Annotated in this window: 16 protein-coding genes and 1 tRNA gene; 9 read left to right on the forward strand and 8 right to left on the reverse strand. The window is 40.8% G+C overall.

Features of this window, described 5'->3' with window-relative positions; translation table 11 throughout:
- The 3 genes from K7A41_RS00390 to K7A41_RS00400 all read left to right on the forward strand — a co-directional run.
- Positions 1 to 195 (forward strand): hypothetical protein (locus K7A41_RS00390; protein ID WP_265712124.1); only part of this gene is annotated, 195 nt, incomplete at its 5' end.
- Between the two features lie 200 nt (positions 196 to 395).
- The gene (locus tag K7A41_RS00395) at positions 396 to 1,280 is read left to right on the forward strand and encodes a DUF4886 domain-containing protein (RefSeq protein ID WP_265712125.1); all 885 of its coding nucleotides are present in this window, start codon (positions 396 to 398) and stop codon (positions 1,278 to 1,280) included.
- 7 nt (positions 1,281 to 1,287) lie between these two features.
- Positions 1,288 to 1,788, forward strand: a complete 501-nt coding sequence (locus K7A41_RS00400; RefSeq protein WP_265712126.1) for a DinB family protein — start codon at positions 1,288 to 1,290, stop codon at positions 1,786 to 1,788.
- Between the two features lie 81 nt (positions 1,789 to 1,869).
- Here K7A41_RS00400 and sucD read toward each other — a convergent pair whose 3' ends face one another.
- Both sucD and K7A41_RS00410 read right to left on the reverse strand, forming a co-directional pair.
- Positions 1,870 to 2,742: a succinate--CoA ligase subunit alpha gene (gene sucD, locus K7A41_RS00405; protein ID WP_028071671.1), complete on the reverse strand. Its 873-nt coding sequence runs from the start codon at positions 2,740 to 2,742 to the stop codon at positions 1,870 to 1,872.
- A 91-nt stretch (positions 2,743 to 2,833) separates the two neighbouring features.
- Positions 2,834 to 3,367, reverse strand: a complete 534-nt coding sequence (locus K7A41_RS00410) for an RNA methyltransferase (RefSeq protein ID WP_265712127.1) — start codon at positions 3,365 to 3,367, stop codon at positions 2,834 to 2,836.
- A gap of 113 nt (positions 3,368 to 3,480) precedes the next feature.
- Here K7A41_RS00410 and rpsT point away from each other — a divergent pair, with 113 nt between their 5' ends.
- The gene (gene rpsT, locus K7A41_RS00415) at positions 3,481 to 3,735 is read left to right on the forward strand and encodes a 30S ribosomal protein S20 (protein ID WP_028071673.1); all 255 of its coding nucleotides are present in this window, start codon (positions 3,481 to 3,483) and stop codon (positions 3,733 to 3,735) included.
- Between the two features lie 155 nt (positions 3,736 to 3,890).
- On the opposite strand, the gene K7A41_RS00420 is transcribed toward rpsT, so the two are convergent.
- Both K7A41_RS00420 and K7A41_RS00425 read right to left on the reverse strand, forming a co-directional pair.
- A complete protein-coding gene (locus K7A41_RS00420; protein ID WP_265712128.1) occupies positions 3,891 to 4,742 on the reverse strand; it encodes a 3-keto-disaccharide hydrolase in 852 nt (283 codons plus the stop codon).
- A 39-nt stretch (positions 4,743 to 4,781) separates the two neighbouring features.
- A complete protein-coding gene (locus K7A41_RS00425; protein ID WP_265712129.1) occupies positions 4,782 to 5,615 on the reverse strand; it encodes a helix-turn-helix transcriptional regulator in 834 nt (277 codons plus the stop codon).
- Positions 5,616 to 6,046: 431 nt separating this feature from the next.
- On the opposite strand from K7A41_RS00425, the gene K7A41_RS00430 reads away from it, so the two are divergent.
- From K7A41_RS00430 to K7A41_RS00440, 3 genes are all read left to right on the forward strand, one after another.
- On the forward strand, positions 6,047 to 7,540 hold the full coding sequence (locus K7A41_RS00430) for a succinate CoA transferase (protein ID WP_265712130.1): 1,494 nt from the start codon (positions 6,047 to 6,049) through the stop codon (positions 7,538 to 7,540).
- A gap of 417 nt (positions 7,541 to 7,957) precedes the next feature.
- Complete coding sequence (locus K7A41_RS00435) at positions 7,958 to 8,224, forward strand: PqqD family protein (RefSeq protein ID WP_265712131.1); 267 nt, start codon at positions 7,958 to 7,960, stop codon at positions 8,222 to 8,224.
- Between the two features lie 62 nt (positions 8,225 to 8,286).
- Positions 8,287 to 9,309 (forward strand): bestrophin family protein, encoded by a 1,023-nt coding sequence (locus K7A41_RS00440; RefSeq protein ID WP_265712132.1) that lies wholly within the window; start codon positions 8,287 to 8,289, stop codon positions 9,307 to 9,309.
- Between the two features lie 5 nt (positions 9,310 to 9,314).
- Here K7A41_RS00440 and K7A41_RS00445 read toward each other — a convergent pair whose 3' ends face one another.
- Positions 9,315 to 9,773, reverse strand: coding sequence for an Lrp/AsnC family transcriptional regulator (locus K7A41_RS00445; RefSeq protein WP_265712133.1), 459 nt, complete (start codon positions 9,771 to 9,773; stop codon positions 9,315 to 9,317).
- 143 nt (positions 9,774 to 9,916) lie between these two features.
- On the opposite strand from K7A41_RS00445, the gene K7A41_RS00450 reads away from it, so the two are divergent.
- Positions 9,917 to 11,125 carry a trans-sulfuration enzyme family protein gene (locus tag K7A41_RS00450; protein WP_265712134.1) on the forward strand — a complete coding sequence of 403 codons (1,209 nt, stop codon included), beginning with the start codon at positions 9,917 to 9,919 and terminating at the stop codon, positions 11,123 to 11,125.
- Positions 11,126 to 11,331: 206 nt separating this feature from the next.
- On the opposite strand, the gene K7A41_RS00455 is transcribed toward K7A41_RS00450, so the two are convergent.
- Complete coding sequence (locus tag K7A41_RS00455) at positions 11,332 to 11,745, reverse strand: group III truncated hemoglobin (protein WP_265712135.1); 414 nt, start codon at positions 11,743 to 11,745, stop codon at positions 11,332 to 11,334.
- A gap of 135 nt (positions 11,746 to 11,880) precedes the next feature.
- On the opposite strand from K7A41_RS00455, the gene K7A41_RS00460 reads away from it, so the two are divergent.
- Positions 11,881 to 12,447, forward strand: coding sequence for a hypothetical protein (locus tag K7A41_RS00460; protein WP_265712136.1), 567 nt, complete (start codon positions 11,881 to 11,883; stop codon positions 12,445 to 12,447).
- Positions 12,448 to 12,509: 62 nt separating this feature from the next.
- Here K7A41_RS00460 and K7A41_RS00465 read toward each other — a convergent pair whose 3' ends face one another.
- Positions 12,510 to 13,043: an ExbD/TolR family protein gene (locus K7A41_RS00465; RefSeq protein ID WP_265712137.1), complete on the reverse strand. Its 534-nt coding sequence runs from the start codon at positions 13,041 to 13,043 to the stop codon at positions 12,510 to 12,512.
- Positions 13,044 to 13,648: 605 nt separating this feature from the next.
- Positions 13,649 to 13,732, reverse strand: a tRNA-Ser gene (locus K7A41_RS00470).

Here is a 13,732-nt window from a genome sequence, read left to right on the forward strand (position 1 = left end):
AGTCAAGCCCGCCAGAGCCGATGGTATTGCCGTAACAGGTGGGAGAGTAGGTCGGTGCCTTTTTTTACACGGAAGCCCTTGCTGGAAACAGTCAAGGGCTTCTTTCGTTTTGAGCCCCTTATATTCCTCAGATGGATGACCCGAGTGAACCGCTCTCCTGCGGATACCGGAAACGGCGCATGTGCGTGTAGATGATCTTGCTATACCTCCGGTTTAACCTTAAGAAGCTGAGCCTCTTGCTTATATAAAATATGAGAGCACTTTTTGATTATAGTAACACGGCTAAGGATGTTCATCGCCTTTCTAAGGAACAAATTTGAATGGCCTTTTTCCTATTCTGATTAGTAATTGTTGAAGATATTCTCTAATTTTAGCAATAGTGCAATAAATATAAAATGAAAACGAAACACATATTTTTCCTCAGTATTTTAATAATCTTTCTATTTACGAGTACTCGGTCACAGGCACAGCCGCAGTCCTTAGACGATGGAGTCTTGCGGGTATTGGCTATAGGAAATAGTTTTTCGGAGGATGCTATAGAGCAGAATCTCTATGAATTAGCTAAGGCTGGAAAAAAGAAGATTGTCATTGGTAATCTGTATATCGGTGGAGCGCCCCTAAGTCTGCATGTCAACAACGCAAAGGAGGATAAGCCAGCTTATCGATATCGGAAAATCAATCTCGATGGACAAATGTCGGAGAAGGCCAAGGAAAAGCTTTCGGACGCCCTTAAGGATGAAGCCTGGGATTACATCAGCTTTCAGCAAGCGAGCCCGTTATCCGGCAATTATGAGTCCTATGCAAAAGATTTGCCCATTTTATATGATTATGTTACCAAACAGGTAAAGTTCCCAGAAACCAAGTATATATTGCACCAAACCTGGGCCTATCAAAATGGTTCGACCCATGAAGGGTTTGTTAGATATAACCGTAGCCAAGAGCAGATGTATGCAGATATTGTGAAAACATCAGCGGAGGTGTTTAACTGGGGAAATTTTGAACTACTGGTGCCTTCGGGCACAGCGGTACAAAATGCACGTACAAGTTTCATCGGCGACAATTTTACTCGGGATGGATATCATCTAAATTTGGACTATGGCCGTTTTGTAGCGGCTTGCACTTGGTACGAAGCATTATTTCATGAACCTGTCAAAAGCAATACCTTTTTGCCGCTTAAAGTAACGTATATAGAAGGACAGATAGCACGGGAAGCGGCGCATAACGCTGTTTATGCTCCTTATAGCGTGACACCGCTAACCAATTTTCAATATATGAATTAATAAGATTATGAGCATTAAGAAGAGTTATTTAATAGAACTAGAACAGGAGACAAAAAATACACGTCGTATTTTAGATCAGATACCGGATGACAACCTGGACTGGCGCCCACATCAGAAATCAATGAGTCTTGGCGAATTGGCAGCCCATATCGTTGAACTACATAACTGGGTATCTAAAGCTATACCCAAGGATGTGTTTGATTTGAAATCGGATTACACGCCGCTTAGAGTAGCTTCGATAGGAGACCTAAAAAGCATTCTATCGGAAGGTCTTGAAGCAAATAAAGCCGTGATTGAGACAATGGCCGATGAAGAATGGTTTAAAGATTGGGTGCTAAAAGCTGGTGATTACGAAGTAGCCCGGCTGCCTCGTGCCGGAGCGATGCGTTTTATCGTTAATAATCATATTGTTCACCATCGAGGACAGCTGTCAGTTTATTTGCGGCTATTAAATATTGCGGTGCCGGGATTATATGGACCTTCGGCCGATGAAGCTATGCCTATGTAATATTCGGAAAGGGGATCTATGAATAAAAAAGCGGGAACCGATTGGGGTCCCGCTTTTTTATACTGTGAATTGTATGTAACATTATTTAGCTAATTCTTCAGCAATTGCTTTTCCGATTTCAGCCGGAGATTCGACAACACGGATTCCACACTCACGCATAATTTTCATCTTAGCAGCAGCTGTGTCATCTGCCCCCCCCACGATTGCACCAGCGTGGCCCATGCGACGTCCCGGAGGCGCTGTTTGGCCGGCAATAAATCCAACAACAGGCTTAGTGCCATTTTCTTTAATCCAACGGGCGGCTTCAGCTTCCATTCCACCACCGATTTCGCCGATCATAATGATAGCTTCAGTTTCAGGGTCATTCATTAATAATTCAACAGCTTCTTTTGTTGTCGTACCGATAATTGGGTCACCCCCGATTCCGATTGCTGTTGTGATTCCTAATCCAGCTTTTACAGTCTGATCTACTGCTTCGTAAGTTAATGTTCCTGATTTAGAAACAACACCGACGTTACCTTTTTTGAAGATAAATCCTGGCATGATACCAATTTTAGCCTCACCTGCTGTAATGATACCAGGGCAGTTTGGACCGATTAAGCGGGATTTTTTATCGCTCAAGTATGATTTTACCTGGATCATGTCTTTTGTAGGAATACCTTCAGTGATACATACGATCACTTCGATACCAGCAGCTGCAGCTTCCATGATCGCATCTGCAGCAAATGCTGGAGGTACAAAGATAATAGAAACATTAGCTCCTGTAGCATCTACTGCATCTTGAACAGTATTGAATACAGGACGGTCTAAGTGCTGTTGACCTCCTTTACCCGGAGTCACACCACCAACTACATTTGTTCCGTACTCAATCATCTGAGTAGCATGGTAAGTCCCTTCGTTTCCAGTAAATCCCTGAACGATTACTTTTGAATCTTTATTAACTAATACACTCATTTCTTCTTTAAATTTTGCACACAAATCTACTATTTTGCTTTCTAAAATGGAAGTAAATGTAGGTAGGAATGTGGCCATTATTGATAAAATTTTACTTAAGATTGCGTTTTTGGATAAAATCCCAAAGGATAATGCCTATTGCGACAGATACATTAAAGGAATGTTTCGTTCCATATTGGGGAATTTCAAGGCAAATGTCAATTCTTTTCATTACTTCCTCGTCGACACCATTGACTTCATTACCAAAGATGAGTGCGTATTTTTTTTCGGTATCGGGTTCAAATTGGTGTAACATGACGCTATCATCCGCTTGTTCGATAGCAACTATGATATAATTATCAGCACGCAGCTGGTCTACGACAGTAGCAGTTTCTTTATGATATTCCCAAGTGACAGATTGAGTCGCTCCCAATGCTGTTTTTTCAATCTCCCTATGTGGTGGTGTACCGGTGATCCCGCATAAGTATATTTTTTCAATAGCAAATCCGTCAGCTGTACGGAAGGCCGAGCCTACATTATGCATGCTGCGTACGTTATCCAAAACGATCGCAATAGGAGTTTTCTCTTGTTTTTTAAACGATTCAACGTCTGCGCGTTGAAGTTCATCCATCGATAATTTCTGCATAGGGCAAATATACTAAACCTAAAAAATAAAATAGATTTTGAATATTGGAAATAAGGTGTTATTTTTGCAGTCCGAATTACAAGAAAAATAGAATAAAAAATTAGCTAAAAAAAATGGCAAATCATAAATCAGCGATCAAAAGAATTAGAGCAAACGCTACTAAACGTTTAAGAAACCGTTACCAAGCAAAAACTACACGTAACGCAATCAAAAAATTACGTAATACTACTTCAGCAGAAGATGCAAAAGCATTATTGCCTCGCGTAATTTCTATGCTTGATCGTTTGGCAAAGAAAAATGTGATCCACAAAAAGAAAGCTTCTAACAACAAATCGAAGTTAACTAAATTCGTTAACGGTTTAGCATAAGCTTTCTGTATAGATATTGAGGGGTACAGCATGCTGTATCCCTTTTCTTTATGTTATATACTTTGGATTTCTCTTTCCAAGCGAATAGTAATAAAAAAAGCATCATGAACGATGCTTTTTTTATTACTATTACTTTTTCAGAGTAGTTTTATCTCTTATTGCTGTAGGTTGGGCAGCAACTCAGCGATGACTTTTTTAAGTTTATTAGAATCCTTCATATACGGTTCGAGATCATAAAGCTCAACTTTTTTGAAGTCAATAGGATGGCTTTCACTTTGAAGTGAAATGGTACCTTTTTTCAATAATTGGCCATCCCTTTTAACTGCCGGGTTAAAGTCCGTGACGTTGCCGCCACCGATCTGAGGCTTTGTATACTGTAACACAACCTTGTCTTCGATAATATGCTGTACTAAAGAGTCTCCTAAGACGAGAAAGTCTGCTGTAACCCATTGGTCCCCAGCATATGTTTTTGATTTTGAACTCAGGCAGTGTGGCGTAAATAGTCGATTGTCGATAACAACGTTCGTCCCGGGTGTACAGAGATTACTTGTAGTGCGTTCATCTTTTCCATTCCCGCCCAAGAGCTGTCCTTCGATAGATATCGGGAAATCTTGGTCCACGCCCATTGTTTTGGGATCCTGGCCGTGCAGCATCGCTCCGCTATTGCGCCAAGCCCAGCCTTCTCCACCGGGTGCCTGTTCACCTACGAATCGATAGGTGACGCGTAACAAATAGGCAGAGAATTCCTTGTTATAAAACAAATGACCATACTGAAAATTAAAATTGTCGTATCCGTCATATCTTACTTTTAACAGACCATCTTCTACTCGAAATGTATTTTTATAATTATCCCCGACTTGATGGTTCCGTATTTTTGGGGTCCAGTTCTTTAAATCTTTCCCATTGAATAACTGAATGGGTTTTGGTTTTTTATCTTGAGAATGGGCAAATAAGGAGGTGCTAAGTAATAAAATTCCAGCACTATAGATTATATGTTTAAATTTCATCCTGAATTAGGTTTATTGACCTAAATTAGGGAAACATTTTTAAATTAACAATTCTTTTTGTTTGACATATTCGCTCGGACGGATACCGACAACCTTATTGAAGGTATTACTAAAGGTAGGTAAGCTGTTGTATCCAACTTTCAAAGCGACTTCATTGACGCTCAGCTTTTCGTCCAGTAGCAGTTTCAGGGCTGTCAGCATACGCAATATTGTATAGTATTGAATAAAGGACATATTCAACTCCTTTTGAAACAATCGCGCTAAGGTACGTTCGCTGATGTTGAAAAGGCCAGCGAGTTTTTTAAAACTTACATTCTCTTCGATATTTTCTTCCAGGTACCGGACTATATCTTTTAGTTTTTGATGATTCGGGTAGGGTAAAGCCAATGGAAGCTCGTGTAGGGATAACTCCGGGAGAATGAGTTTAAACGCTGTTGCTATGCTGTATTTCGGTTCTTCAACAGGAAATATATTGCCATTCCAGCGGTTGGTAAACATAATTAATTCAATAAGCAGATCATTCACTGGATAAATGCCCATCTTGCTGTAAAATGCCGTATCACTGGCTGTTTTCGGAAAATAAAGATTGCGCATAACAACTTCAGGTGTACTTGGATGTATACTGTGTTTTACACCTGCAGGAATCCATAGGTAATGCCTAGCCGGTAGAAAATAAGACTTTTCATCGGTTTTTATAAAGACAACGCCACCTTCCGTATATAAAAATTGGTCCTTATCATGGGAGTGCTCTGTAATATGGCTTTCAGCAATGATCGCGTGATGACAGTAAATGCTATCCTCAAAAGAATCGACCTCTGTCATGTAATAGCGGTTGACATATTTTGCCTCTTCCGTTGTGTCTTTTATGTTCATTTTCTCTATAAAAACTACATTGCAAAGGTAAGACTTTTTTACTAGACGACTGTCTGCTTAGCTAAAGTGAGTGTATGCTTACAGTAAAATTACAGTTAAAAGTTTAAGTAGTCAGTATTTACTCACTTGATTATAGATGTGATATTCTTATTGAATTGATAGTCAGTTAGATAATGAATACGTATATTAAAATTAAAATAAGGTTATTTTAATTTTAATATATAACTTACTGATTTACAGTTTTTTGTTATTAGTAAGACCTGAATGAATAATTTTGTGTCGAATGGGAATAATTCTGTCGAGGAAAAAAATGTTAAAATTGTTTGTTCAGAAATAGACTATGAGCGTAATATGTTTTAAAATGAGACATATAAATAGCGCCCAATTTATTAAGTTTACATAGATACCGTATCAAATTAAATTATACTGTTATGGCTTATGAAAGAATAAAAATTCAGAGTTTACACGATAAAGTTATTACAGCTACTGAAGCAGCAAATCTATTTAAAAACGGCATGGTCGTCGGATCAAGCGGTTTTACCAAGGCTGGTGATAGTAAGGTGGTATTACCCGCTTTGGCCGAGCGGGCCAAAACAGAACCTTTAAAAGTAACTTTGATTACAGGAGCGTCATTGGGACATGGTACCGACGGCAAATTGGCAGAAGCTGGCGCCTTGTCTAAGCGTATGCCGTTTCAGGTAGATCGTACGCTTCGCAACAAGATCAATGTGGGAGAGGTCTTGTTTATCGATCAGCATTTAAGCGAAACGGCAGAATTGCTTCACAACAAAAATCTACCACAGGTCGATATTGCCGTATTGGAAGTGGCGGCTATCGAGTCGGATGGAAGCATTGTCCCTACCACTTCTGTCGGAAATTCCGCTACCTTCGCAGCTTTGGCCAAACAAGTAATTTTGGAAGTCAACACCGCAATTCCAACAGCTATTAAAGGAATACATGATATTTATCAGGCAGAGGACTATCCGCGCCGAAATGTGATTCCAATAGTTGCTCCTGAAAATAAAATCGGCCGTAAGACGATTCCTTTGGATCCGGGTAAGATTGTCGGGATCGTTTTTACGAATGAATTGGACAGTCCGGCGGATATTGCCGAACCTGATGTAAAAACAACGGCCATTGCGCAGCATATTTTACATTTTTTCGAAAATGAAGTCAAGCTGGGACACCTATCTGAGAGCTTGATGCCGCTGCAAGCTGGAATAGGCAAGGTCGCGAATGCGGTGTTAACCGGATTTATCCACAGCAAGTTTCATAATTTGACTATGTTTTCCGAAGTACTACAGGATAGTACATTCGACTTGATCGATGCTGGAAAACTGGATTTTGCATCGGCATCTTCCATTACGGTATCGGCAGAATGCTATTCCCGGGTATTTGATCATTTGGACAAATACCGTGACAAGATTGTGCTCCGGCCTCAGAATATTTCGAATACGCCGGGATTGATCAAACGTCTGGGGATTATTGCCATTAATACAGCGATTGAATTTGACATCTATGGTAATGTGAATTCAACGCATACTTCGGGTACAAATATCATGAACGGTATCGGGGGCTCCGGCGATTTTGCACGCAATGCCTATCTCAGCATTTTTGTGACACAAGCAGCATCCAAAGGGGATACAATTTCCCATATTGTTCCGATGGTATCCCATGTAGACCATACCGAACACGACGTGGATATTTTGGTGACTGACTACGGACTAGCGGACCTGCGTGGTCTTGCCCCTCGCGAACGGGCAAAGGTCATCATTGAAAATTGTGTACACCCTGACTATAAAGCACAGCTCAGAGATTACTACCATCGCGCCTGTGAACGTGGCGGACATACACCGCATTTACTGGAAGAAGCATTCAGCTGGCATATCAGTTTGAGAGAGAAAGGAACGATGAAAATATCCTAATCCATCCGGCAGGCTTCAAAAGATAAGCTGATCACAGCCACCTACAAGATTGCCGGGGGCATGCTTTGAAAGTACCCCCCTGCCGTTGTACAAATCTTGGAAAATTTTTCAGAAGGTATATCTATTCATTGTTTGCTCCGCCTGATACCGATACTAATTTTAGGTCGAAACCATTGACTCACTGCAGGTGAGTCAATGCACAGAAATATGGCCTTCTTGAAGCATTAAGCTTTAATTCCATGGGAGTGCTTTTGCTAGTCCGCGTTTTGTTTTATGTCGGTGTGGAGGTGAATCCACAATGTATAAAAAAATGCTGTTCCGCCGAAAATACATGTCTTATAAAATCGTAGATTTGATATACGGATGAAAACCAAATAACGGGTTTGACTGTCATAGAGTATACCAAGCCATAGGAAAATGAAATTAAGGTCAGATTTACAGTTACGCAAATTAGGGGACAAGAACATATTAGTCGACCCTAATAAAAATCGTGAAGATACGGATAGGATCTTCACCTTCAATGAAACAGCAGTACAGGTTTGGCTGGAATTGCAAGGGAAAGAATTTAATGTAGAGAGTATCACGGCCTTTTTATTGGACAATTATGAAGTAGAAGAGCATATTGCGGAACGCGATGCGAAGGAGTTGATTAAGCAATTTGGAACACAAGGCTTCTTAATTTGATTGAAGCGTACGTAATTTACAATAAACAAACAGCGCTTTATGGATTAAAATGAGAATATTATATGATTACAACCAAGTATTTTAATTACAAACAGATATTCAATCTTGCTGGAGTGCATTTGATTTGGCTTACGGGATGGTGTTCTTTAGTTGCTGTGATTTATTATTTTTTCAACTGGCAATGGATGATCATTCCGTGGGTACCAGTTGCCCTGATCGGAACGGCAGAAGCTTTTTATGTGGGATTCAAAAATAATCAGGCCTATGACCGTCTTTGGGAGGCTCGAAAAATATGGGGTGGGATTGTCAATGCAAGCCGGTCGTTTGGAGCGATGCTGTATGCTTTTAATACCCAACAGGGTGACCAGGATCAGTTGGAGGAAAGACGCAGAAAAATGACCTACCGACATATTGCATGGCTCTACCAGTTTCGTGAGCAGTTGCTCATTCCGACCGAATGGGAGCATATCAGCATGAAAAAGCATATTGGCGCAATGAACGTAAAGCGGCATAGGCTAATCAAAGCTGGATTTCCCGACTATAGCCGTACGCCAATTTTTTTGCATAAATATCTCGCTGCAGAAGAATTTGAATTACAGTCGACCTATAAGAACTTTGCTACCCACCTGATTGCCCAGCAGGCCAAGGATGTCAATTCACTAAAAAATGATCAGATTATCTCTGATTTTAATCAAACACAATTGCAGACTTGCCTCAATCAATTTTACGATTATCAGGGTCAGGCCGAACGCATCAAAAAGTTTCCGTCGCCAAGACAGTTTGCCAGCACTGCATTTGTGTTTAATGTGATTTTGATTCTTTTGTTACCTCTTGGCTTGGTTAACGAATTTGCTAAACTGGGGGATTGGGGCATCTGGACAAGCATTCCCTTTTGTGTGGTGATAGGATGGATTTATATCGTCATGGAACTGGTGGGAGATTATACGGAAAATCCCTTTGGGGGGTTGATGTTTGACATCCCCATGCTCTCCATTTGCAGGACAATCGAAATTGATCTGTTGCAAATGGCCGGGGAGGAAAACCTACCGGAGCCTATTGCCTCTAAGAACGGTGTTCTCGTGTAGGTGATTTAAACAGAAATAACCAATGTGTTTTTTATTTCTGCGATCATAAAAGAGCTGTGGGTGCTGGCAATGTGTTGCAGTGATGTGAGCTTTGTTAGCATAAAGCTACGATAATCTTCCATGTCCCGCACACAGACCTTTAAAATGTAATCATAGTCGCCACTTACATGGAAACATTCTGAAACCTCCTGAAGTTCCATAACCTCGCGTTCAAATTGACGAATATAATCCTGTTTGTGTTGCGTGAGCTTGATGTGACATAATACCATAAAATCTTTTGCAATCTTTTTTTTATTGAGTAACGCTACATATTTAGCAATCACGCCGGTATTTTCGAGCTTGCGGACGCGCTCATATACAGCGGTCGCAGACAGCCCCAATTTATACGAGAGCTCCTTATTTGTCTGCTTGGCATCCTGCTGCAGTAATGCCAGTAGTTTTTTATCTGTATGGTCGAGGTACATAGATTTTCGGGTTTCTGCTGTGCTTGCAGATGTTTTTAGATGTATTTTTTGATATTATGTTAAATTTTAGATTTATAATCTAATTTACTTACAAATCATTGTAATAAAAATTTAAATCTGTCAATTTTATAAATAAAAAAGATATGAACGATTTTAATGCGGCAAATGAAATACAGGACCTGCAGAATTTCGGAGAATTCGGCGGCGTCAATCCATCGATTTCAGATAGTTCTACTTATACCTTTCTTTCGGCAAAGACCATGTTTGATACCTTTGAGGGCAACGCCGATGGCTGCTATCTGTATTCGCGGCATTCGTCACCGATGAATCTGTATCTGGCACAGGCACTTGCCAAGCTTGAAAATACGGCGGCAGCCAATGTGACCGCATCAGGAATGGCTGCGATAACAACTGTGCTATTGCAGCTCTGTAAGAGCGGCGATCACATTCTATCTAGTCGAACTATTTATGGCGGTACTTACGCCTTTCTGAAAAACTTTTTACCTCCTTTCCATATCGAAACAAATTTTGTTGATATCAGTAATTTTGAGGCAATAGAGCTTGCAATACGTCCAAATACGAAAGTAATCTATTGTGAAAGCATCAGTAATCCCCTATTGGAAGTTGCGGATTTGAGGAAGCTGAGTGAAATCTGTAAAAAGCATGGTCTCAAGCTGGTTGTAGACAACACATTTTCGCCTTTGTCCATATCGCCAATACTATTCGGGGCTGATATCGTGATCCACAGCTTGACTAAATTTATCAATGGTAGTAGTGACACTGTGGGGGGTGTTTATTGTGGTTCCCAAGAATTTGTCGACGATACAAAAAACGTAAACTATGGAGCCTCCATGTTGCTCGGACCTACGATGGATAGCATACGCTCGGCCAGTATTCTGAAAAACTTACGCACACTTCATATTCGTATGAAACAGCATAGTTATAATGCTCAATATCTTGCCGAACGTTTAGAGCGGGATGGGCTTCGAATTTCTTATCCTGGACTGGTATCCCATAGAAATCATGAGCTGATGAAAACCATGATGCATGCCGCATATGGATTCGGTGGGATTATGACACTGGATGCAGGCACGACGGACGGGGCGAATACGCTAATGGAGCTAATGCAGAAGGAGAATCTAGGCTACCTCGCCGTAAGTCTAGGTTTTTACAAAACATTATTTTCCTGTTCGGGCAGTTCAACGTCCTCTGAAATACCTGAAGACGAACGATTAGCTATGGGTATTTCGGACGGACTGATTCGTTTTTCTATCGGGCTGGATCATGATATTGAGCGGACTTACCAACGAATGCGGCATTGTATCGTGAAATCGGGGGTTCTGGATAGGTAAAAGACATTTTTTTTCTCCGCTACCCTTATTTATGTTAAGTCGGATTTCAGTATCTGTTTGTCGATATAGGGAGGATCTGTCTGTTCCGTATGACGAATTAGTAACATAAGTACGGTAAAGTACAGCGGTGTGCGCAACAGCTTTAGGACTTGCTTAAAAATAGTTATGGTTTGTGGAATCGTATAGCGATTGTGGTTTACAAGCGGCTATATAAGTGGCTTTCTCTTGGGATTGGCATTGAAATATTCTTTTTTGAATTGGAACATTTGGGCCATTTTTTTTGCTCGCCATTTAGCTTCATTTGCTTTTTCGCCGGAATATAAACGATCTACCGTAGCTTCAAATAGCTGAAGCCATCGTTCGAAGTGTTGTGCATCAATCGGTAGGTTGATATGTGGTGGAAAGGGACTGCCAAAATAGGTGTGCTCATCTAAGAGAACGGTCTGCCAGAAGCTGTACATTTTTTGTAGGTGCATAGGCCAGTTGTCTTGTATGCGCTCATGGAAAACAGGACCAATCAGATGATCACGACGAACAGCGTCATAAAATTGATCGACGAGCATTTTGATGTCGTCGATATCTTGGATGTCCAGCTTCTTCTGATGTGGTGATTTTTCCATTATAACCTTGATTTGACAGAATAAAATTACTAAGATTAGACCAGAGTTGGATCATATGGATGTAAAGTTGCCGGAGAATATGTTGCAATTGTGTTTTATTGTCAGTAATTTAATTAAACATTTAGGGGAAAATATATGGGAAAGTACTTCTGGTTTATCCTATTTTTAATGGGAGGATATACTACACAAGCACAGATTACAAATATCGGTGTTAACAAAGAAAATTTTGAGTCCTCAGGTTTTCCATTTAAGGGAAAGCGTGTTCTGCAGGTGGAACACATTGAGACTGCGAGGGAAGATAACTATATTGTGTTTTCAAAGGAAGAACGAGGGGCTGATCCGGATCGCCTATATGTACAGCAATTTCAACGAAAACACGGGATGTGGGTGCCGGTCGTCGAAGAAAGCATCCAGGAAGATGGTATTATTACGTCTGTCTGGGAGTCGCGAAAAGCTTTTTTTGACGCTGATAAAGACGGACGGTTAGATGCTCTATTTATTTATTCTAGACATCCAAAGGATAATGTGCAACAGCAGTTGAGCTGTATTGCATTGATCTTATATAAAGGACAGTTTTATCGTTTGCGGGCGGATGTGGATGATGGTTATCAAAAAACATCTTACTCGGACAATTATGTCTCCTTGCCGACAGAAGTAAAAGAAAGTGTAGAACGTTATTGGGAGAATTTGGACAAACGCTAATCAGAACGAGTATCAGCTCAGACAGATGCACCTAAATGGGCATCTGTCCGTCGTCTTATACCTCAATGAATAGATGCCAATAAATGCTTTTCTTCGTCGGTATGGGGTTTGCCAATTACATAACGGGAGATCTGTTGCTGCTTGAGCAGATCTATAGTAAGAACCACATCTTTGGTCCGGGCCTCTTTGCTTGGCTTAATAAGAACGATCATATCTTTGGCACCGGGCATACTGCTGATTGTCGCTTTTAATTGTGCAATCACGGAGGTAAGCCCTTTTTCCAAGTTAGCTGGTTTTTCCGAAAAGGCGATCGGTTTTTGGAAATCGCCATGATACCACATAAATTTCCCTTCGCCCAAAATGATGGTTGCGGTACGGTTTTCATCAATCAGAAGAGGTGGTGTATTATCCTTGCTCTTGTCAGGCATCGCGATATCCATCGCCGCCGGTTTGTTTAATGTAGTGGTTAGCATAAAAAAGGTGATTAAAAGGAATGCGAGATCAACCATCGCAGTCAGATCCACCTTAGGTGCTAACTTTGTACTTCTGATTTTTTTCTTGCCGTTTTCAGGTACTTTTTGATTTAATTCTGCCATGCTCGTCGCTTTTAGGTTATAAATTTATTGTTACTCATGAATATGATGCGAAATGGCCGCTTTTTCCATATACCTTTAACTAAAACTGCTAAATTATTGTTTTGAGCGCTGCGATTGGTCCGAAAATCAGAAACCCGTATGTCATGACCGATCAGCGTAGTAAAGACTTTGTAATGTGTTTTTTTAACTTAGGAAAAAAGAGAGCTTTATACTAATCGATCCTAAGAATCCGACGTCAGGCGTATTCCGATGCCATGCACATTATTAGTGTGGCGCCAACTGAAATGGAAACGGTAAAACTTGCGGCCTTTGATGATACCCGCGGCAATCGGATTCAGCTGGTTGAAATGCTTTGAGGTGGGTATATGACCTGTTATGATAGCCTTCGAACGCCGGTCAGCCCTTTTGATTTGAATCAACTTGTCTTTAAAATAAAAAATCCCTTCATCTTTCGATTAGGGATTTTCAGCGGAGAGTGAGGGATTTATCGCGTCCCACATCCCCATGCTAATGTCTGCGATGATAAAGTTCGAACCCGGCCAACCCTACTGGTTCGAATCCATATAGAACCGAAAAAGCCTTTCATTGCTGAAAGGCCTCTTGTGCGGAGAGTGAGGGATTCGAACCCCCGAACCTGTGACAGTTAACGGTTTTCAAGACCGCCGCATTCGACCACTCTGCCAACTCTC

The organism is Sphingobacterium sp. InxBP1 (genome assembly GCF_026191775.1).
GTDB classification, from domain to species: Bacteria; Bacteroidota; Bacteroidia; order Sphingobacteriales; family Sphingobacteriaceae; genus Sphingobacterium; species Sphingobacterium thalpophilum.

Excerpts from the sequence above, each read along its gene's own strand:
- K7A41_RS00395 (WP_265712125.1), top strand. The coding sequence starts at position 396 with ATGAAAACGAAACACATATTTTTCCTCAGTATTTTAATAATCTTTCTA.
- K7A41_RS00400 (WP_265712126.1), top strand. The coding sequence starts at position 1,288 with ATGAGCATTAAGAAGAGTTATTTAATAGAACTAGAACAGGAGACAAAA.
- sucD (WP_028071671.1), bottom strand. The coding sequence starts at position 2,742 with ATGAGTGTATTAGTTAATAAAGATTCAAAAGTAATCGTTCAGGGATTT.
- K7A41_RS00410 (WP_265712127.1), bottom strand. The coding sequence starts at position 3,367 with ATGCAGAAATTATCGATGGATGAACTTCAACGCGCAGACGTTGAATCG.
- rpsT (WP_028071673.1), top strand. The coding sequence starts at position 3,481 with ATGGCAAATCATAAATCAGCGATCAAAAGAATTAGAGCAAACGCTACT.
- K7A41_RS00420 (WP_265712128.1), bottom strand. The coding sequence starts at position 4,742 with ATGAAATTTAAACATATAATCTATAGTGCTGGAATTTTATTACTTAGC.
- K7A41_RS00425 (WP_265712129.1), bottom strand. The coding sequence starts at position 5,615 with ATGAACATAAAAGACACAACGGAAGAGGCAAAATATGTCAACCGCTAT.
- K7A41_RS00430 (WP_265712130.1), top strand. The coding sequence starts at position 6,047 with ATGGCTTATGAAAGAATAAAAATTCAGAGTTTACACGATAAAGTTATT.
- K7A41_RS00435 (WP_265712131.1), top strand. The coding sequence starts at position 7,958 with ATGAAATTAAGGTCAGATTTACAGTTACGCAAATTAGGGGACAAGAAC.
- K7A41_RS00440 (WP_265712132.1), top strand. The coding sequence starts at position 8,287 with ATGATTACAACCAAGTATTTTAATTACAAACAGATATTCAATCTTGCT.
- K7A41_RS00445 (WP_265712133.1), bottom strand. The coding sequence starts at position 9,773 with ATGTACCTCGACCATACAGATAAAAAACTACTGGCATTACTGCAGCAG.
- K7A41_RS00450 (WP_265712134.1), top strand. The coding sequence starts at position 9,917 with ATGAACGATTTTAATGCGGCAAATGAAATACAGGACCTGCAGAATTTC.
- K7A41_RS00455 (WP_265712135.1), bottom strand. The coding sequence starts at position 11,745 with ATGGAAAAATCACCACATCAGAAGAAGCTGGACATCCAAGATATCGAC.
- K7A41_RS00460 (WP_265712136.1), top strand. The coding sequence starts at position 11,881 with ATGGGAAAGTACTTCTGGTTTATCCTATTTTTAATGGGAGGATATACT.
- K7A41_RS00465 (WP_265712137.1), bottom strand. The coding sequence starts at position 13,043 with ATGGCAGAATTAAATCAAAAAGTACCTGAAAACGGCAAGAAAAAAATC.